General features: G+C 33.8%; 18 protein-coding genes, 4 tRNA genes and 1 pseudogene. 21 read left to right on the forward strand and 2 right to left on the reverse strand.

The features are described 5' to 3' along the window. Positions 1 to 98: 98 nt before the first annotated feature. Positions 99 to 950 carry a nuclear transport factor 2 family protein gene (locus BD847_RS17805; RefSeq protein ID WP_167443883.1) on the forward strand — a complete coding sequence of 284 codons (852 nt, stop codon included), beginning with the start codon at positions 99 to 101 and terminating at the stop codon, positions 948 to 950. A 56-nt stretch (positions 951 to 1,006) separates the two neighbouring features. On the opposite strand, the gene BD847_RS17810 is transcribed toward BD847_RS17805, so the two are convergent. Continuing rightward, the gene (locus BD847_RS17810) at positions 1,007 to 1,672 is read right to left on the reverse strand and encodes a ribonuclease HII (RefSeq protein WP_115889679.1); all 666 of its coding nucleotides are present in this window, start codon (positions 1,670 to 1,672) and stop codon (positions 1,007 to 1,009) included. A 169-nt stretch (positions 1,673 to 1,841) separates the two neighbouring features. On the opposite strand from BD847_RS17810, the gene BD847_RS17815 reads away from it, so the two are divergent. The 5 genes and pseudogenes from BD847_RS17815 to BD847_RS17835 all read left to right on the forward strand — a co-directional run bounded on the left by BD847_RS17815 (position 1,842) and on the right by BD847_RS17835 (position 7,391). Further along, positions 1,842 to 3,809, forward strand: a complete 1,968-nt coding sequence (locus tag BD847_RS17815; protein WP_115889615.1) for a putative porin — start codon at positions 1,842 to 1,844, stop codon at positions 3,807 to 3,809. A 46-nt stretch (positions 3,810 to 3,855) separates the two neighbouring features. Further along, a complete protein-coding gene (locus BD847_RS17820) occupies positions 3,856 to 5,217 on the forward strand; it encodes a pyridoxal-phosphate dependent enzyme (RefSeq protein WP_115889616.1) in 1,362 nt (453 codons plus the stop codon). Positions 5,218 to 5,294: 77 nt separating this feature from the next. Then, a complete protein-coding gene (locus tag BD847_RS17825; protein ID WP_115889617.1) occupies positions 5,295 to 5,777 on the forward strand; it encodes a 3'-5' exonuclease in 483 nt (160 codons plus the stop codon). 79 nt (positions 5,778 to 5,856) lie between these two features. Continuing rightward, positions 5,857 to 7,130, forward strand: a pseudogene (locus tag BD847_RS17830) (DUF2851 family protein). Between the two features lie 33 nt (positions 7,131 to 7,163). Continuing rightward, positions 7,164 to 7,391: a PspC domain-containing protein gene (locus BD847_RS17835; protein ID WP_115889618.1), complete on the forward strand. Its 228-nt coding sequence runs from the start codon at positions 7,164 to 7,166 to the stop codon at positions 7,389 to 7,391. A gap of 74 nt (positions 7,392 to 7,465) precedes the next feature. On the opposite strand, the gene BD847_RS17840 is transcribed toward BD847_RS17835, so the two are convergent. Beyond that, the gene (locus BD847_RS17840) at positions 7,466 to 8,917 is read right to left on the reverse strand and encodes an amino acid permease (RefSeq protein ID WP_115889619.1); all 1,452 of its coding nucleotides are present in this window, start codon (positions 8,915 to 8,917) and stop codon (positions 7,466 to 7,468) included. Between the two features lie 277 nt (positions 8,918 to 9,194). Between BD847_RS17840 and BD847_RS17845 the strand changes: the two genes are divergently transcribed. The 15 genes from BD847_RS17845 (at position 9,195) to rplJ (ending at position 17,226) form a co-directional block, all read left to right on the forward strand. Then, the gene (locus BD847_RS17845; protein ID WP_115889680.1) at positions 9,195 to 10,082 is read left to right on the forward strand and encodes a ComEA family DNA-binding protein; all 888 of its coding nucleotides are present in this window, start codon (positions 9,195 to 9,197) and stop codon (positions 10,080 to 10,082) included. Positions 10,083 to 10,093: 11 nt separating this feature from the next. Further along, a complete protein-coding gene (locus BD847_RS17850; RefSeq protein ID WP_115889620.1) occupies positions 10,094 to 11,236 on the forward strand; it encodes an acyl-CoA dehydrogenase family protein in 1,143 nt (380 codons plus the stop codon). Between the two features lie 149 nt (positions 11,237 to 11,385). Then, positions 11,386 to 11,580 carry a 30S ribosomal protein S21 gene (rpsU, locus tag BD847_RS17855; RefSeq protein ID WP_115889621.1) on the forward strand — a complete coding sequence of 65 codons (195 nt, stop codon included), beginning with the start codon at positions 11,386 to 11,388 and terminating at the stop codon, positions 11,578 to 11,580. 106 nt (positions 11,581 to 11,686) lie between these two features. Next, complete coding sequence (locus BD847_RS17860) at positions 11,687 to 12,580, forward strand: tyrosine-type recombinase/integrase (protein WP_115889622.1); 894 nt, start codon at positions 11,687 to 11,689, stop codon at positions 12,578 to 12,580. A 34-nt stretch (positions 12,581 to 12,614) separates the two neighbouring features. Then, positions 12,615 to 12,917 (forward strand): ribosome hibernation-promoting factor, HPF/YfiA family, encoded by a 303-nt coding sequence (hpf, locus tag BD847_RS17865; RefSeq protein ID WP_057117059.1) that lies wholly within the window; start codon positions 12,615 to 12,617, stop codon positions 12,915 to 12,917. A 90-nt stretch (positions 12,918 to 13,007) separates the two neighbouring features. After that, positions 13,008 to 13,081: transfer RNA gene (locus BD847_RS17870), tRNA-Thr, on the forward strand. A 63-nt stretch (positions 13,082 to 13,144) separates the two neighbouring features. Beyond that, positions 13,145 to 13,225 (forward strand) — tRNA-Tyr (locus BD847_RS17875). 47 nt (positions 13,226 to 13,272) lie between these two features. Continuing rightward, a tRNA-Thr gene (locus BD847_RS17880) sits at positions 13,273 to 13,344 on the forward strand. Positions 13,345 to 13,399: 55 nt separating this feature from the next. Continuing rightward, entirely contained in the window at positions 13,400 to 14,587 is a 1,188-nt protein-coding gene (gene tuf / locus BD847_RS17885; RefSeq protein WP_115889623.1) for an elongation factor Tu, read from the forward strand. A gap of 56 nt (positions 14,588 to 14,643) precedes the next feature. Then, positions 14,644 to 14,714, forward strand: a tRNA-Trp gene (locus tag BD847_RS17890). Between the two features lie 18 nt (positions 14,715 to 14,732). After that, positions 14,733 to 14,930, forward strand: a complete 198-nt coding sequence (gene secE / locus BD847_RS17895; protein WP_008466927.1) for a preprotein translocase subunit SecE — start codon at positions 14,733 to 14,735, stop codon at positions 14,928 to 14,930. A 10-nt stretch (positions 14,931 to 14,940) separates the two neighbouring features. Beyond that, positions 14,941 to 15,492 (forward strand): transcription termination/antitermination protein NusG, encoded by a 552-nt coding sequence (gene nusG, locus BD847_RS17900; protein ID WP_089053852.1) that lies wholly within the window; start codon positions 14,941 to 14,943, stop codon positions 15,490 to 15,492. 67 nt (positions 15,493 to 15,559) lie between these two features. Continuing rightward, the gene (gene rplK, locus BD847_RS17905; RefSeq protein WP_008466923.1) at positions 15,560 to 15,997 is read left to right on the forward strand and encodes a 50S ribosomal protein L11; all 438 of its coding nucleotides are present in this window, start codon (positions 15,560 to 15,562) and stop codon (positions 15,995 to 15,997) included. A 13-nt stretch (positions 15,998 to 16,010) separates the two neighbouring features. Next, a complete protein-coding gene (rplA, locus tag BD847_RS17910; RefSeq protein ID WP_035619180.1) occupies positions 16,011 to 16,700 on the forward strand; it encodes a 50S ribosomal protein L1 in 690 nt (229 codons plus the stop codon). A gap of 22 nt (positions 16,701 to 16,722) precedes the next feature. Further along, entirely contained in the window at positions 16,723 to 17,226 is a 504-nt protein-coding gene (gene rplJ, locus BD847_RS17915) for a 50S ribosomal protein L10 (RefSeq protein WP_115889624.1), read from the forward strand. Positions 17,227 to 17,307 lie beyond the last annotated feature (81 nt).

A 17,307-nucleotide genomic window follows, 5' to 3' on the forward strand; every position in this document is an offset into this window, starting at 1 on the left:
AAGGATAGTAAATTATAGAACTTATGTAATTTGGTAAAGTATTTATGCTAAATTTGAAAGCATCGCAAGTAAAGTTTAATCAAATCTCCAAATTCCTTATGAGAAAAATCTACTTCATCTACTTTCTCTTTATGCTTAACGGTCTTTTTGCACAAAAGAAAGATAAATTATATCCAATTACAGCTTACGAAAAAGTATGGCAGGAAAAAAACAGCGACGTCCGATTAAAATTGATTAAATCAATTTGGTTGGAAGATAGCACTTTTGAAGATCCTTCGGCTTCAATTAAAGGTTCGGTGGCGCTTAACAATGTAATCAACGAGTTTTACAAAAAATACCCGGATGCCGTATTGACATCGGGAGCGAAAGTTGTAAAAGATAATTATGTAACCTGGGATTGGAAAATTCTTGATGGTACTAGTAAATTGGTAATGTCTGGTCGCGATTTTGCCCGTTTAAACGGAAAGGGACAAGTAAGTAAGATTATTGGTTTTTGGGATAGAGAAGTTACGCCATCTGATTCTGATATTTTAAAAAACATCGAGACGGAGAATTATAAAGTCGTGGCAAAATATTATGAATGTCTGTTTAAAACCAGAGATTTTGATAGCATGGCAAAATTGATAGAAGAAGGTGCAGTTTATAATCAAGCGACAGGACTGCCTTATGGCGGTACTTACGTAGGTTTTGCAGAGTGGACAAAAATGTTTGCAAAATCGACTGAATTTTTTGATCTTCAAATCGAAAAAGAACCAACTTATTTTAGCGACGCTTCTAAAAATGAGGTGATTATTTATTTTACAATAAATTGTAAAGCCAAAAAATCAGGCAAAAACCTTTCAGTGCCAATCTCAGAACATTTCGATCTTAAGAACGGAAAAATTACTGCGATCAGAGCTTTTTATTTCGATACAAAACAATTCGCTGAATTTTTAAAAAGCAAAAAATAAACGCTATTTAACTCTTTAAATAATCAAAAAACGACCTGCAATACAGGTCGTTTTTGTTATTCGAAAAAATCTAATGTCAATTGTTCCGGTAAAAGCCTGAAACTCATACGGTGATATTTTGTGGTTCCGTATTTTTTTATCGCTTCCCGATGTTCTTTAGTCGGATAACCTTTGTTTTTTTTCCAATTGTACATTGGAAATTCTTCATGAATCTGATCCATGTATTCGTCACGATATGTTTTTGCTAAAACAGAAGCCGCGGCAATACTCAGGTATTTTCCGTCACCTTTTATAATGCTTTGATTTGGAATTGATTTTAGCAATGAAATTTCATCAGAAGTAAACTGTTTTCCAAAAGTATTTTTAAGACCTAGCTTTGCATTTAAGGCGCGATTTCCGTCGACGATAATAAATTCAGGAGTATGTTTTAATTTTAAAATACATTCCTGCATCCCTTTCATAGAAGCATTTAAGATGTTTATTTCGTCTATTTCATCTGGAAATAAATGAGTGACAGCAAAACATAAAGCTTCTTTTTCGATAATTGGCCTTAAAAGTGCTCTGGTTTTTTCAGACAATTGTTTACTGTCATTCAGCGTTTGGTTTTCAAAATGATCGGGCAAAATTATAGCTGCGGCTGTTACCGGACCAGCCAGACATCCGCGGCCAGCTTCGTCGGTTCCGGTTTCCAATATAAATCCTGAGAAATTTTTTTCGAGCATTTTTTTATTTTTAAAAGACCAATCAATTGAAATTTTCAACAAAAATATTCGTTTTGATACTGTCAGCCAAGGCAATTGTATAAATTGAAGTGTTTTTTTATTTATTTGTTTTTATAATTTACCTTTGCTTAGCAAATTTTGTCAAAATAATTTTATACAAAGCCATCAAATGAGAATATTCATTTTTCTATATCTTTTAGTCGTACCAACCTTATTGTTTTCGCAGGAAAAAACCGCTTCTAAAAATAATTTAGACATGAATACCAAATATTCAAGTATAAACGATACACTGAAAAAGAAAAAAGCTAAAATTGCTAAGATTGATCAGTATCAGATTATCACCTTAGAACATGATACCATATATGCAGACACCTCATTAACGATAAAAAGTGCTTACAAACAAAACTATCTTAGAAAAGATAATTTTGGGCTTTTGGAGTTCTCAAATATTGGGCAAACTTATAATACATTGCACTACGGTTTGACCAGTTTTTCGCCTTATCCTGAAATTGGTTTTGCTGGAAAGCATTTTGATTATATGCAACCTGAAGATATCAGATATTATTCGGTAGCGACTCCGTTAACAGAGCTGTTTTTTAATACGACGATTAACAAAGGTCAGAACGTAGATTCTTTTATTACTTTAAACACATCCAAGAATCTTAATTTCTCGATTGCATATAGAGGATTGCGTTCAGAAGGTGATTATATAAATCAACTCGTGAGTGCAGGAAATTTTAGATTTACAACGAGTTATGCTACAACAAATAAAAGATATATTTTAAATGCCCACGTAACGTATCAGGACATTATGAATGAAGAAAATGGTGGTATCACCACTCCTTCTGATTTTGAAAGCAATAATGCTGATTACAAAAACCGCCAGCGTTTGCAGGTGTTCCTTACAGATGCAGAATCGATGTTGAAAGGAAGACGATTCTTTATCGATCATGCTTTTAGAATAAATCCAAAAGGAGGAAGCAATAATTTGTATTTAACGCATCAGTTTAATTATGAAGGAAAGTTTTATGAGTACAAACAGCCAACTTTACTTTCGGTTGTAGGAACAACTTCTGTTGAACGTTTTGGTGATGCTTATGTAACCAGCAATATTAATGATAAGACTCGTTTTGAAAAATTATACAACAAAGTTGGTCTTGCTTATGAAAATATATTACTCGGAAAGTTTAATTTTTTTATTGATGATTACCGATCAAATTATAAATACGACAGAGTTATCATAAAAAAAGATGGCACAATTATTCCTGACAATTTGTATCAGGAAATCAATAATGTTGGTGGTCAGTACGAATATCAGAAGAACAAATGGAATGGTCGCTTTTTATATACCAGATCAATTACAAATCAGTCACTTTCAGATTTAGATGCGAAGTTGAGGTATAATTTGAATGAGAAAATTCAGTTTGATTTCAGATACAGAAATATAAACAAGCTTCCGAATAATAATTATAATTTATATCAGAGTAGTTACATTTCGTACAATTGGTCACATAATTTTAAAAACGAAAAAATAAATCAACTTAGTGCTAATATTTTTACACCATGGTTGAATGCAGAAGCACAATATTCGGTGTTAAATGACCATTTGTATTTTGCAGATGTTTCGAGTCCTGAGCAAGCAGCTGTAAATACACAAATCATAAATCCGGCGCAATACGAAAATGCAATAAATTATTTTTCTATTAAAGCTAGCAGAGAGTTTAAATTTGGAAGATTTGCTTTGGATAATACACTTTTATATCAAAAAGTAGATCAATCTGAATTTGTTTTAAATGTGCCTGATTTTGTAACACGAAACACACTTTATTACTCTAGTTACTTTTTTAAGAAAGCATTGTTTATGCAAACTGGTATTACTTTTAATTATTTTACTAAGTATTACGGTAACGCCTATAATCCGGTTATTGGAGAGTTTTTTGTACAGAGCACAAAAGAAATTGGTAATTATGCTAATTTTGATTTTTTTGTGAATGCAAGAATTCGTCAAACAAGATTTTATTTAAAAGCAGAGCATTTTAATGCCTCTTTTTCGCAAAATAATTACTACTCAGCGCCTAATAATCCATATCGTGATTTTATTATCCGATTTGGTTTGGTTTGGAATTTCTTCCAATAAGATTAGGTTCTGATTTCACTTCAAACCAAATAAATAATTTAATAAAATGGACTTTTCAAAAAATATTTTAGAAACAATAGGGAATACGCCACTAGTAAAGCTCAATAAAATTGTTGCTGAAATTGATGCGTTAGTATTAGCAAAAGTCGAAACTTTTAATCCTGGAAATTCTGTAAAAGACAGAATGGCCGTAAAGATGATTGAAGACGCAGAAGCTGACGGTCGATTAAAACCTGGTGGAACTATTATTGAAGGAACTTCCGGAAACACCGGAATGGGATTGGCGCTTGTAGCTATCGTAAAAGGATACAAATTGATTTGCGTAATCTCAGATAAACAATCAAAAGAGAAAATGGATATTTTGCGTGCTGTGGGTGCCAAAGTAGTAGTTTGTCCAACAGATGTTGAGCCTACAGATCCACGTTCTTATTATTCAGTTTCCAAAAGACTGGCACAAGAAACACCAAATTCATGGTATGTAAATCAATATGATAATTTGTCAAACTCATTGGCTCATTACGAACAAACGGGACCGGAAATCTGGAAACAGACAGAAGGAAAAATTACGCATTTTGTTGTTGGAGTAGGAACCGGAGGAACAATTTCAGGTGTCGGGAAGTATTTGAAAGAAAAAAATCCGAACATTAAAATCTGGGGTATTGATACTTATGGTTCTGTTTTTAAGAAATACCACGAAACTGGCATTTTTGATGAAAATGAAATCTATTCTTATATCACTGAAGGAATTGGAGAAGATATTTTGCCAAAAAATGTTGACTTCTCTTTAATTGATGGTTTTACAAAAGTAACCGATAAAGATGCTGCAGTATATACGAGAAAGATTGCTCTTGAAGAAGGAATTTTTGTTGGAAACTCAGCAGGAGCTTGTATTAAAGGTTTGCTTCAGTTAAAAGAGCATTTTAAACCAGACGATGTTGTAGTGGTTTTATTTCATGATTCTGGAAGTAGATACGTTGGAAAAATGTTTAATGATGATTGGATGCGTGAACGCGGATTTCTTGAAGAAAACGTTACAAAAGCAGAAGATGTTATTAAAGATCATATTGATAAAGAACTAATTGTAGTTCGCACAGAAGAATTAGTATCGCACGCAATTGAGCGCATGCGTAAGTATAAAATTTCTCAGATTCCTGTTGTCGACATAAATGGATTTGTTGGTTCTGTGGATGAAACAGACCTTTTTAGAAGTTATGTTGCCGATAAAAATGTTGCCGAAAAACCAATTAAGGAAGTGATGAGTAAACCATTTCCAATTGTTAAATTGGGAACTCCAATAGAAGAGGTTTCTAGACTTTTCAGTAAAGAAAATGACGCTGTCTTAATAGATTTAGGAAACGGTAGCCATCATATTATTACGAAATACGATATTATTGGCTCTATAAAATAAAAATTAAAAGAATAGTATTATCCAGAAGTCTGATTCGAATTTGGGCTTCTGGATTTTATTTGTAAAGAAGCTTCTACATGAATTTTACAGCAATCGATTTTGAAACGGCAACGAGTTATCACCCATGTTCTGTTGGGATTGTTACTGTCGAAAACGGAATTATAACAGATGAATTTGTTACTTTAATTAAACCGCCAAATAATATTTATAATCCCTTTACGATTCAGGTACACGGAATTTATCCGCGTGATACTGTAAATGCGAAATCCTTTGCTCAAGTTTTTCCTGAAATAGAAAAAAGGTTAAAAAATAGGGTTGTAGTAGCGCATAACGAAAGTTTTGATCGTAATGTTTTAGTTAAATCAATGTTGTTGTACGGTTTAAATTACGATGATTTAAATATTGCACCAAAATGGGAATGTACGGTTAAGATATATAAAGCAAAAGGAATAAAGCCTACAAAATTAAGCGATTGCTGTCGCGAAATGAATATAAAATTAAACCATCATGAAGCCTTGTCGGATGCTCGGGCTTGTGCTAAATTATATATGCTTCGCTAAAGTAATAATTTTTCAAATTGTAAGAAAAATATTAAATTTTTATATTATTTTAGATTTGTAATTTTTTATAAAATCTAAAATGAAAGAAGACTTTCTTCATTACCTCTGGCAATTCAGAAAATTTGATAATTTGAATTTGCGAACAACTCAGAAAGAGGTAATAACTATTCTTAAAACGGGTGATTATCTTGGGTTTTCAGGACCGGATTTCTTTAACGCCCATATCAAAATTGGAAGTCAAAAATGGGCTGGAAATGTTGAAATTCATTTAAAATCATCAGATTGGTATTTGCATAACCACGAAACAGATGTTGCATACGATAATGTTATATTGCATGTTGTGTGGGAGCATGACACAGAAATATTCAGAGAAAACAATACTGAAATTCCTGTTTTAGTTTTGAAAGATTATGTTACTTCTGAAGTTGTCTCTAATTATCAATCTCTGATGACTTCGAAATCGTGGATATTTTGCGAAAAGCAAATTCTTGAAATTGATGATTTTACTTTCAAAAACTGGCAGGAGCGACTTTTTTTGAGCGTTTAGAGCGTAAATCAAAATTTATATATGATTTGCTTGAAGAAACAAACAATGATTGGGAAGCCGTTTTGTTTTGTCTCTTAGCCAAAAACTTCGGATTGAATACAAATGGTGAGACCTTTTTGCAAATCGCTAAAGCGCTTCCATTTACCATCATCAGAAAAGAAAGTTTTGAGATCGAAAATCTTGAAGCTTTGTTTTTTGGAGTATCCGGTTTACTTGACAACGAAAAAGAAGATGTCTATTTTGAGGATTTAAAATTCAGGTTTTTTTATCTTTTACATAAATATCAAATTGAGAAGCCTATCGTTAGTCCAGTTCAGTTTTTTAAGCATCGGCCTGATAATTTTCCCACTATTAGGCTTTCGCAGTTGGCGGCAGTATACTACAAACATCAAAATTTATTCTCAAAAATTATTCGTTTAAAATCAGTTGAAAGTGTTTATAATGTACTTTCTGTTTCATCCAGTTTGTATTGGCAGAATCATTATCAGTTTGATAAGGAAAGTTTAAAAAAGCCAAAATTGTTATCTAAAACTTTCATAGATCTAATAATTGTAAATACTATAATTCCACTTCAGTTTGCGTATTCTAATATAAACGGAGAAATAATCGCTGAAGATTTAATAGATTTTATGAAAGAAGTTGCTTCTGAGAAAAATGCTATAGTAGATAAATTTATTTCCTTCGGCTTAAAGCCAAAAAATGCTTTTGAGAGTCAAACTTTACTTGAATTAAAAAATGAGTATTGTAATCAAAAAAAGTGTTTGCAATGCGCTATTGGTGTCGAATTGCTTAAAAATAATAGATAATTTGTATTTTTGTCTTAATCTAAAAAATATAAGATGTCTGCTATTTTAAAATTGAAGTTCTTTTTCGAAAAATATGGTTTTCATGTTTCGTCAAGATTGGCTGATAAATTGGGAATGCGTGTAACCAGCGTCAGGTTGTTTTTTATCTATATATCTTTCGTAACAGTTGGTTTAGGATTTGGAGTATATCTTACTTTAGCTTTTTGGATTCGACTAAAGGATTTAGTTCGTGCGAAACGTAGTTCGGTATTTGATTTATAAATAAACAAAAGGCATAAAAAAAGGATCAGTAGTTTTGAACTGCTGATCCTTTTTTATTTTATGTTTTCACGAAATTATTTTTCCGGATTGTTTAATTTACTGTTTTTCTTACCGTAAATAAAATAGATAAGAATACCCAAAGCCATCCAAATTACTAGTCTCGCCCAGCTTTCGTTTGGTAAAGAATACATCAAAGCCAAACAAATAACTATTCCTGCAACTGGAACAAAAGGAACCCACGGAGTTCTGAAAGCTCTTGGAGCATCCGGCATTTTCTTACGCATAACCATAACTCCAATACAAACTAATACGAAAGCTAATAATGTACCGATACTTACCATATGTCCTAAATCACTTACCGGTACAAGACCTGCAAATAAACTTACGAATACAAGGAAGAAAAAGTTAGTTTTATAAGGAGTACGGAATTTTGCATGAATGTCACTAAAGAATGGAGGTAGTAAACCGTCTTTACTCATTGTGTAGAATACTCGGCTTTGTCCCATAAGCATTACTAATATTACAGAAGTATATCCAGCTAAAATAGCTATAATCAATCCTGTTTGTAAAAAGTCATATCCAGTAACTGCAAAAGCTGTAGCAGCCGGTTTTGCATCTCCTGCAAATTTGTAGTAAGGTACAAGTCCTGTCATAACGTGAGAGAACAATACATATAATAAGGTACAGATAACTAACGAACCTAAAATTCCAATTGGCATTCCTTTTTGTGGATTTTTTGCCTCTTGAGCAGCAGTCGAAACAGCATCAAAACCAATAAAGGCAAAAAATACTGTACCAGCACCCGCAGCAATTCCAGACCATCCAAATTTTCCAAATACACCAGTGTTTTCAGGAATATATGGTGTATAATTAGTAGGATCAATGAATTTCCAACCAAGTACGATGAAGATAAGTACAACTGCAACTTTTACTACAACTAAGAAATTGTTTAAGGATGCAGATTCTTTAGTACCTTTTATCAATAACAGAGATAATAATGAAACGATGAATATTGCAGGAAGGTTTACAATTCCTCCTTCGATCACCGTACCATTGCTTAAGGTTAAGGTTTCCCAAGGCGAACAAATTAAGTCCGGCGGAAGGTGTATATTAAATTTTGCAAGCAGTTCAAGAAGATATCGAGACCAACTTACTCCAACAGTCGCAGCTCCTAAAGCGTATTCTAAAACTAAATCCCAACCTATAATCCAGGCCATAAACTCTCCCATTGTAGCATAAGAATAAGTATAGGCACTACCGGCAACCGGAATCATTGAAGCAAATTCAGCATAACATAGACCTGCAAATGCGCAACCTACAGCGGCTAAAATAAAAGAAATTGTTACGGCTGGGCCTGCGTGATCAGCTGCTGCAATTCCTGTTAGCGAAAATAGTCCCGCTCCAATAATTGCTCCAACTCCAAGTGCAACAAGCGAACGTGAAGATAAGGTTCTTTTTAATCCTTTTTCAGATTCGGATGCTTCACCAAGCAATACCGAAAGAGGTTTAGTTTTCCAAATTGACATACTATAATATTGGTTTATTTGTTATTAAGCTCCAAATGTATTGTTTTTTGTAAAAAATAAAAACAATTATCATATTTTAAGTTACAAAATATTTAAATTTTTGAATAAATCTGAAAATGAGATTCTTTATAGGCTGAAATTCATCAAATTAATTGTATCGTGATTATATAGCTCAGAATTGATATATTTCTTATTTTTATAGTATTTTTACTGTTAATTTATATTTAGTTTTATCGTGTCTAACTAGAGATATGAAATCTAATAATCTATGTATCTAATGAATTGGAAAAATATTAAAGCTTATTTGAAGTTTACAAGATTACAGCGAGCGGGGATTTTGATACTATTTTTGATTATTATAATGCTGCAGTTGATTTATTTTTTTGTGGATTTTACTCAGAAGGAAACTTTCTTTTCTAATAAGGAACAATGGCTTTCATTGCAGAATGAAATTAATGAGGCCAAACTAATTCATAAGAATGAATCTCATACAGTAAAAAGTTTTAACCCTAATTTTATTTCTGATTATAAAGGGTATAAATTAGGCTTGTCAGTAAAAGAAATGGACAGGCTGCTGGAATTTCGAAAAGAGAACAAATTTGTTAATTCTGCAGAAGAATTTCAGGAGGTTACAAAAGTGTCAGATTCTTTACTAGCTACCATTTCTCCTTTTTTTAAATTTCCGGATTGGATTAAAAATAAATCGAATTTTAAAAGCGAGAAAAAAGAATACGCACAAAAAGCTGATTTTAAAAAGGAAGTGATTAAAGTTTTGGATATCAATCAGGCTTCTCCTGAAGATTTAATTAAAATCTACGGAATCGGAGAAGCGTTATCAGCAAGGATAATTAAACAAAGAGAAATCGTGGGTTATTTTGTTTCAATGGAACAGATGAATGAAATTTGGGGGCTTTCGGCAGATGTTGTTGCAGAGCTCAATTCTCATTTTAAAGTTGTTTTGCCTTCGGATTCAAAAAAAATAGCAATAAATGATGCTTCTCTAAAGGAATTATCGCAGTTTTCATATTTTAGATATGCACTTGCAAAGCAAATTGTGACGTATCGAAGTATGAATGGAAATTTTAATAATATTGAGGATTTATCAAAAATTAAAGGTTTTCCTGTTGAAAAAGCAAAAATAATTGCGTTATATTTGGAGTTCTAAAAAACAGCCAAATGAATTTTGATTATAACGAAACGCAATTAATGATAGCACAATCAATCAAAGATTTTGCAGAAAAGAATATCAGACCAAATATAATGGAGTGGGATGAAGCTCAAATTTTTCCGATTTCACTTTTTAAGAAATTAGGCGAAATGGGGTTTATGGGAGTCTTAGTGCCTGAAGAATTTGGCGGGTCTGGTTTAGGATATCATGAATATATTACAGTTATAGAAGAAATCTCAAAAGTTGATCCTTCAATTGGATTATCGGTGGCCGCTCATAATTCATTATGTACTAATCATATTTTGACCTTTGGTAATGAAGAGCAAAAAAAGAAGTGGCTACCTAAGCTCGCTACTGCAGAATATATTGGAGCGTGGGGATTAACAGAGCATAATACAGGTTCTGATGCTGGTGGTATGAATACGACTGCAGTTAAAGATGGTGACCATTGGATTGTTAACGGAGCAAAGAATTTTATAACGCATGGTATCTCAGGTGATGTTGCGGTTGTGATAGTTCGTACGGGAGAAAAAGGAGATTCAAAAGGAATGACTGCTTTTGTTTTTGAAAAAGGAATGTCTGGATTTTCATCTGGAAAGAAAGAAAATAAATTAGGAATGCGCGCGAGTGAAACTGCTGAATTAGTGTTTGATAATTGCAGAGTGCCCGATGCAAATCGATTAGGAGAAGTTGGTCAGGGGTTCGTGCAAGCTATGAAAATTCTTGACGGAGGCAGAATTTCAATTGGAGCGCTATCATTAGGAATTGCAAAAGGAGCTTATGAAGCGGCATTGAAATATTCAAAGGAAAGATATCAGTTTGGTCAGCCTATTAGTAATTTTCAAGGGATTTCGTTTAAGTTAGCGGATATGGCAACAGAGATTGAAGCTTCCGAACTGTTGTTGCATAAAGCTGCATTTTTGAAACAGCAACATAAGGCTGTAACAACGTCTGGCGCTATGGCGAAAATGTACGCTTCAGAGGTTTGTGTAAAAGTAGCAAATGATGCTGTTCAAATTCATGGAGGTTATGGCTATACTAAAGATTTTCCTGTAGAAAAGTTTTATAGAGACTCTAAACTTTGTACTATAGGTGAAGGAACTACTGAGATTCAAAAACTAGTTATTTCAAGAAATTTGTTGAAAGAATAATGAGTGTAAGATTTAAGAGCAGTTAGGTATAGGGTTTGGTAATGCTTTTGGCTTGCTAAATTTAATTCTTTAAAAAAAAGCAATTTATATTTTGTAGTTTATTATTAATTTTTACCTTTGCAGCCTTAACGAGAGGAGGTGTCAATATTATGTTAATTATACCAATTAAAGACGGAGAAAATATCGATAGAGCATTAAAGCGCTATAAAAGAAAATTTGATAAAACAGGAACTGTTCGTCAATTAAGAGCACGTACTGCTTTTATTAAGCCTTCTGTAATCAAAAGAGCACAGATTCAAAAAGCGGCTTACATCCAAGGCTTGAGAGATAGTTTGGAAAGTTAGTATTAGCTTTTTTAAAAATAAATTACCGTTAGTTGTCAATATTTTGATGCTAACGGTTTTTTTATGTTTAATTTTGAGATAAGGTTTGCTTTTTAAAAGAAATGTAATGAAGTCGAATAAAGATGCTTTTCGGGATTATCTTCAGTTGGAAAAAAAATATTCTGCTCACACGGTTACGGCTTATTTGAATGATATTTGTTTTTTTGAAAGCTTTAATGAGGCTTCGTTTGATCAGGTGAATATTGATCAGGTGAATTATGGGCAAATAAGAAGTTGGATAGTTTTCTTGGTGGATCAAGGAGTTTCTAATGTGTCTGTAAATAGAAAAATGGCTTCTTTGAAGGCTTTTTACAGGTTTCTTTTAAAAACGAAGCAAATTGATGTGAGTCCTATGTTGAAGCATAAAGCTTTGAAAACGCCAAAAATAGTTCAGGTTCCTTTTTCTGAAAAAGAATTGAAAGATTTGCTAAATGTGATTTCTGATCCGGTTGGTTTTGAGGAGATTCGTGATAAGCTTATTGTTGAGATGTTTTATATGACGGGAATGCGTCGTGCGGAATTGATTGGTTTGATGATTAAAAATGTAGATCTTTCTAATAGAACAATAAAGGTTTTGGGAAAAAGAAATAAAGAGCGAATTATTCCTGTTTTGCCTATTATAGTGGATCAGATAAGTGTTTATATAAAGGAGAGGGGTGGTTTAGATGTTGTGGTTGATTTGGATTATTTTTTTGTTTCGAAAAAAGGATTAAAATTGAGTGAATCTTTTGTTTATCGTTTAATAAATTCATACTTTAGTAGAGTCTCTGAAAAGGTGAAGAAAAGTCCGCATGTGCTTCGTCATACTTTTGCAACTCACTTATTAAATAACGGGGCAGATTTGAATTCAGTTAAAGAGTTATTAGGGCATTCTAGTTTGGCATCTACTCAGGTTTATACTCATAATAGTTTGGCGGAACTTAAAAAGGTTTATATAGATGCGCATCCAAGAAGCAAATAATGGTTCTAAAATGTTAAATCCTAAAATTTGTATTATGAAGGTAGATGTTCATGCAGTTAACTTTACTGTTGACAGAAAATTGGTCGATTTTATTCAGGAGAGAATGGATAAGCTAGAAAAATACTACGACCGTGTGGTTTCGTCTGATGTTTTTTTAAAAGTTGAAAGAACTAGTGATAAAGAGAACAAGGTGGTGGAGATTAAGATTAATGTTCCTGGTGATGATTTTTTGGTAAAAAAACAGTGTAAGACATTTGAAGAGGCGGTTGAGCTTTCGGCAGAATCTTTAGAACGTTTGCTTGTAAAAAGGAAAGAAAAAATAAGAGCGCATATTTAATTGAAAATTTTTTTAAAAAATGTTTTGATTAAAAGATAAAATAGCTACATTTGCAGTCCGTTAGAAATAGCGGACTTTTTTAATGTATTCGCCGATGTAGCTCAGCTGGCTAGAGCAGCTGATTTGTAATCAGCAGGTCGTGGGTTCGAGTCCCTCTATCGGCTCAAAAAAAAACATTCCTAATGTGTTTGGGATAGGTTCTTTAAGGTAATGGAATTTTAAAATTAGGGGAGATACTCAAGCGGCCAACGAGGGCAGACTGTAAATCTGCTGTGTGAACTTCGCAGGTTCGAATCCTGCTCTCCCCACAAAAAAAGAAGTTTAGATTCTAAGAGGTCTAAAATCAGAACTCTCTGCCGGTGTAGCTCAGGGGTAGAGTGCTTCCTTGGTAAGGAAGAGGTCTCGGGTTCAAATCCCGACATTGGCTCAAGTAAGTAGGAAATTGAAAATTAATATATAACTAAGATTAAAAATTAAGTAAAATGGCAAAGGAGAATTTTAATCGTTCCAAACCGCACTTAAACATAGGTACAATTGGACACGTAGATCACGGAAAAACTACATTAACTGCTGCAATTACTAAAGTATTGTCAGATGCTGGTTACTGTCAAGCAAAATCGTTTGATCAAATCGATAACGCTCCAGAGGAGAAAGAAAGAGGTATTACTATTAATACATCACACGTAGAGTATGAAACAGCTAACCGTCACTACGCTCACGTTGACTGTCCAGGTCACGCGGATTACGTAAAGAACATGGTTACTGGTGCTGCTCAAATGGACGGAGCTATCTTAGTAGTTGCTGCTACAGATGGTCCAATGCCACAAACTCGTGAGCACATCCTTTTAGGACGTCAGGTTGGTATTCCAAGAATCGTTGTTTTCATGAACAAAGTGGATATGGTTGATGATGCTGAGTTGTTAGAGCTTGTTGAAATGGAAATTAGAGATTTATTATCTTTCTACGAATATGATGGAGATAATGGTCCTGTAGTTCAAGGTTCTGCTTTAGGAGGATTAAACAATGATCCAAACTGGGTACCTAAAATTATCGAATTAATGGAAGCTGTTGATGCTTGGATCGAAGAGCCAGTACGTGACGTAGCTAAACCATTCTTGATGCCAGTTGAGGACGTATTTACAATTACAGGTCGTGGAACTGTTGCTACAGGTCGTATCGAAACTGGAGTTGCTAATACTGGAGATCCTGTTGAAATCATTGGTATGGGAGCTGAAAAATTAACTTCTACTATTACAGGAGTTGAGATGTTCCGTAAAATCCTTGACAGAGGTGAAGCTGGAGATAACGTAGGTTTATTGTTAAGAGGTATTGATAAAGCTGATATCAAAAGAGGTATGGTTATTATTAAGCCAGGTTCAGTAAAACCACACGCTAAATTCAAAGCTGAGGTTTATATCTTGAAAAAAGAAGAAGGTGGACGTCACACTCCATTCCACAATAACTACCGTCCACAGTTCTACGTACGTACAACTGACGTAACTGGAGTTATTACTTTACCAGCAGGTGTAGAGATGGTAATGCCAGGTGATAACTTAACTATTGAAGTTGCTTTATTAAGCCCAATCGCTATGAACGTAGGTTTACGTTTTGCTATCCGTGAAGGTGGTAGAACAGTTGGTGCTGGTCAGGTTACTGAAATCGTAGAGTAATTCTATAAATAAATAAAAGCCAGTGATTTTCTTAATTGAAATCACTGGCTTTAATTACGGGCGTAGTTCAAGGGTAGAATAGCGGTCTCCAAAACCGTTGATGGGGGTTCGAATCCCTCCGCCCGTGCAATAAAAAATATATCAAATGACAAAAGTTACTAATTATTTATCAGAGGCTTTCGAGGAGTTAAAGTCAAATGTTACTTGGCCAGCTTGGGCTGAGGTTCAAAAATTGACAATTGTTGTGGCTGTATTTTCGATTCTATTTGCTTTGGCAACTTGGGGAGTAGACGAATTTTTTGCAAAAGCTTTGGCTGGATTTTTTAACTGGTTAAAAGGGTAATTTTTTTGTGATGGCAGATAATAATGTGAAAAAATGGTACGTAGTTAGAGCGGTTAGTGGTCAAGAGAATAAAGTGAAAGCTTATATCGAGACTGAGATTGCGAGATTAGGTATGGAGGATTATGTTTCTCAGGTTTTGGTTCCTACTGAAAAAGTAGTAACTGTAAAAGATGGGAAAAAATCATCTAAGGATAAAGTGTATTTTCCTGGATATGTTATGATCGAAGCTAACCTAGTTGGTGAGATACCTCATATTATTAAGTCTATTACAAGTGTAATTGGTTTTTTAGGTGAAATTAAAGGTGGGGAACCTGTTCCTTTGAGATTATCTGAAGTAAATCGTATGTTAGGAAAAGTTGATGAGTTAGCTGTAAATACAGATACTCGTGCTATTCCTTTCAACTTAGGTGAAACTGTAAAAGTGATCGATGGTCCTTTTAATGGTTTTAACGGTACGGTTGAAAAGATCAATGAAGAGAAGCGTAAACTTGAGGTTATGGTTAAGATTTTCGGAAGAAAAACACCGTTGGAGTTGAGTTTTATGCAAGTTGAAAAAGTATAATTTTTTGTTACATATATAATATCCATCACAATCGCTTCCATTGATTGTGGTGTTAAATTTTTTAAAAATGGCTAAAGAAATTAGTAAGGTAGTTAAACTACAAGTTAAGGGAGGTGCTGCGAACCCGTCGCCACCGGTTGGACCTGCTTTAGGAGCTGCTGGGGTAAACATCATGGAGTTCTGTAAGCAATTTAATGCTAGAACTCAGGATAAACCTGGCAAAATTTGTCCAGTGCAAATCACTGTGTACAAAGACAAATCATTTGATTTTGTTGTTAAGACTCCTCCAGCAGCAGTTCAGTTAATGGAAGCTGCAAAGCTAAAATCTGGTTCTGGTGAGCCTAATCGTAAAAAAGTAGCTAGTGTTACTTGGGAACAAATTAGAACTATTGCTGAAGACAAAATGCCAGACTTAAATGCTTTCACTATTGAGAAAGCGATGAGTATGGTTGCTGGAACAGCTAGATCTATGGGTATAACTGTATCAGGAGATGCTCCTTTTTAATTAAGAGAAAGACATGGCAAAATTAACAAAAAAGCAAAAAGAGGCTGCTTCAAAAATTGAAAAGAACAAATTATACTCTCTAAAAGATGCTGCGGCATTATTGAAAGTTGTTGCTTCTGCAAAATTTGATGAGTCTGTTGATATCGCAGTTCGTTTGGGTGTTGATCCAAGAAAAGCGAATCAAATGGTAAGAGGTGTGGTTACATTGCCTCACGGAACTGGTAAAGATGTAAAAGTATTAGCATTGGTTACTCCAGATAAAGAAGCGGAAGCTAAAGAAGCTGGGGCTGACTACGTTGGTCTTGATGATTATTTACAGAAAATTAAAGATGGTTGGACAGATGTTGATGTTATTATCACTATGCCTGCTGTTATGGGTAAATTAGGTCCATTAGGTCGTATTTTAGGACCTAGAGGTTTAATGCCAAACCCTAAAACAGGTACTGTAACTATGGATGTTGCAAAAGCTGTTCAAGAGGTTAAAGCTGGTAAAATTGACTTTAAAGTTGATAAAACTGGTATCGTTCACGCAGGAATTGGTAAAGTTTCTTTTGGAGCTGAGCAAATTGTTGACAACGCACACGAAATTATTCAAACATTAATAAAACTTAAACCAACTGCTGCTAAAGGTACATACATTAAAGGTATTCACCTTACAAGCACTATGAGTCCTGCTATTGCATTAGACCCAAAAGCAGTATAATTGGTAGTTAAAAATTTTTAGTATGACTAGAGAAGAAAAATCAATCGCGATTGAAAATTTAACTGCGCAGTTAGCTGGTACAAATATCATTTATGTATCTGATATTTCTGGTTTAAACGCAGAGACAACTTCAAACTTACGTAGAGCTTGTTTTAAAGCTGGAATCAAATTAGAAGTAGTAAAGAATACTTTGCTTGCAAAAGCAATGGAAGCTTCTGCTAATGATTATGGTGATTTACCTACAGTTTTAACTGGTAACAGTGCAATCTTTATTTCTGATGTTGCTAACGCACCTGGAAAAATTATCAAAGATTTCCGTAAGAAATCTGACAAACCAGTTTTAAAAGGAGCTTATATCAATTCTGAAGTATATATTGGGGATAACCAATTAGATGCATTAGCTACGATTAAATCTAAAGAAGAGCTTATTGGAGAAATCATTGGATTATTACAATCTCCAGCTCAAAGAATTATTTCTGCTTTACAAAACAAATTCGCAGGAAGCGAAGAAGAAACTGAAGCATAATAATAAAGACAGGGAAGCTTGCTTTCTTGTTGCTTAATTAGCGCACAATAATTAAATTATATTTTTACAAAATCATTTTAA

It is taken from the genome of Flavobacterium cutihirudinis (assembly GCF_003385895.1).
In the GTDB taxonomy this organism is placed as follows: domain Bacteria; phylum Bacteroidota; class Bacteroidia; order Flavobacteriales; family Flavobacteriaceae; genus Flavobacterium; species Flavobacterium cutihirudinis.

Bases quoted from the DNA above. Each gene is read 5' to 3' on its own strand.
- BD847_RS17805 (WP_167443883.1), top strand. From the start codon at position 99: ATGAGAAAAATCTACTTCATCTACTTTCTCTTTATGCTTAACGGTCTT.
- BD847_RS17810 (WP_115889679.1), bottom strand. From the start codon at position 1,672: ATGCTCGAAAAAAATTTCTCAGGATTTATATTGGAAACCGGAACCGAC.
- BD847_RS17815 (WP_115889615.1), top strand. From the start codon at position 1,842: ATGAGAATATTCATTTTTCTATATCTTTTAGTCGTACCAACCTTATTG.
- BD847_RS17820 (WP_115889616.1), top strand. From the start codon at position 3,856: ATGGACTTTTCAAAAAATATTTTAGAAACAATAGGGAATACGCCACTA.
- BD847_RS17825 (WP_115889617.1), top strand. From the start codon at position 5,295: ATGAATTTTACAGCAATCGATTTTGAAACGGCAACGAGTTATCACCCA.
- BD847_RS17835 (WP_115889618.1), top strand. From the start codon at position 7,164: ATGTCTGCTATTTTAAAATTGAAGTTCTTTTTCGAAAAATATGGTTTT.
- BD847_RS17840 (WP_115889619.1), bottom strand. From the start codon at position 8,917: ATGTCAATTTGGAAAACTAAACCTCTTTCGGTATTGCTTGGTGAAGCA.
- BD847_RS17845 (WP_115889680.1), top strand. From the start codon at position 9,195: ATGAATTGGAAAAATATTAAAGCTTATTTGAAGTTTACAAGATTACAG.
- BD847_RS17850 (WP_115889620.1), top strand. From the start codon at position 10,094: ATGAATTTTGATTATAACGAAACGCAATTAATGATAGCACAATCAATC.
- rpsU (WP_115889621.1), top strand. From the start codon at position 11,386: ATGTTAATTATACCAATTAAAGACGGAGAAAATATCGATAGAGCATTA.
- BD847_RS17860 (WP_115889622.1), top strand. From the start codon at position 11,687: ATGAAGTCGAATAAAGATGCTTTTCGGGATTATCTTCAGTTGGAAAAA.
- hpf (WP_057117059.1), top strand. From the start codon at position 12,615: ATGAAGGTAGATGTTCATGCAGTTAACTTTACTGTTGACAGAAAATTG.
- tuf (WP_115889623.1), top strand. From the start codon at position 13,400: ATGGCAAAGGAGAATTTTAATCGTTCCAAACCGCACTTAAACATAGGT.
- secE (WP_008466927.1), top strand. From the start codon at position 14,733: ATGACAAAAGTTACTAATTATTTATCAGAGGCTTTCGAGGAGTTAAAG.
- nusG (WP_089053852.1), top strand. From the start codon at position 14,941: ATGGCAGATAATAATGTGAAAAAATGGTACGTAGTTAGAGCGGTTAGT.
- rplK (WP_008466923.1), top strand. From the start codon at position 15,560: ATGGCTAAAGAAATTAGTAAGGTAGTTAAACTACAAGTTAAGGGAGGT.
- rplA (WP_035619180.1), top strand. From the start codon at position 16,011: ATGGCAAAATTAACAAAAAAGCAAAAAGAGGCTGCTTCAAAAATTGAA.
- rplJ (WP_115889624.1), top strand. From the start codon at position 16,723: ATGACTAGAGAAGAAAAATCAATCGCGATTGAAAATTTAACTGCGCAG.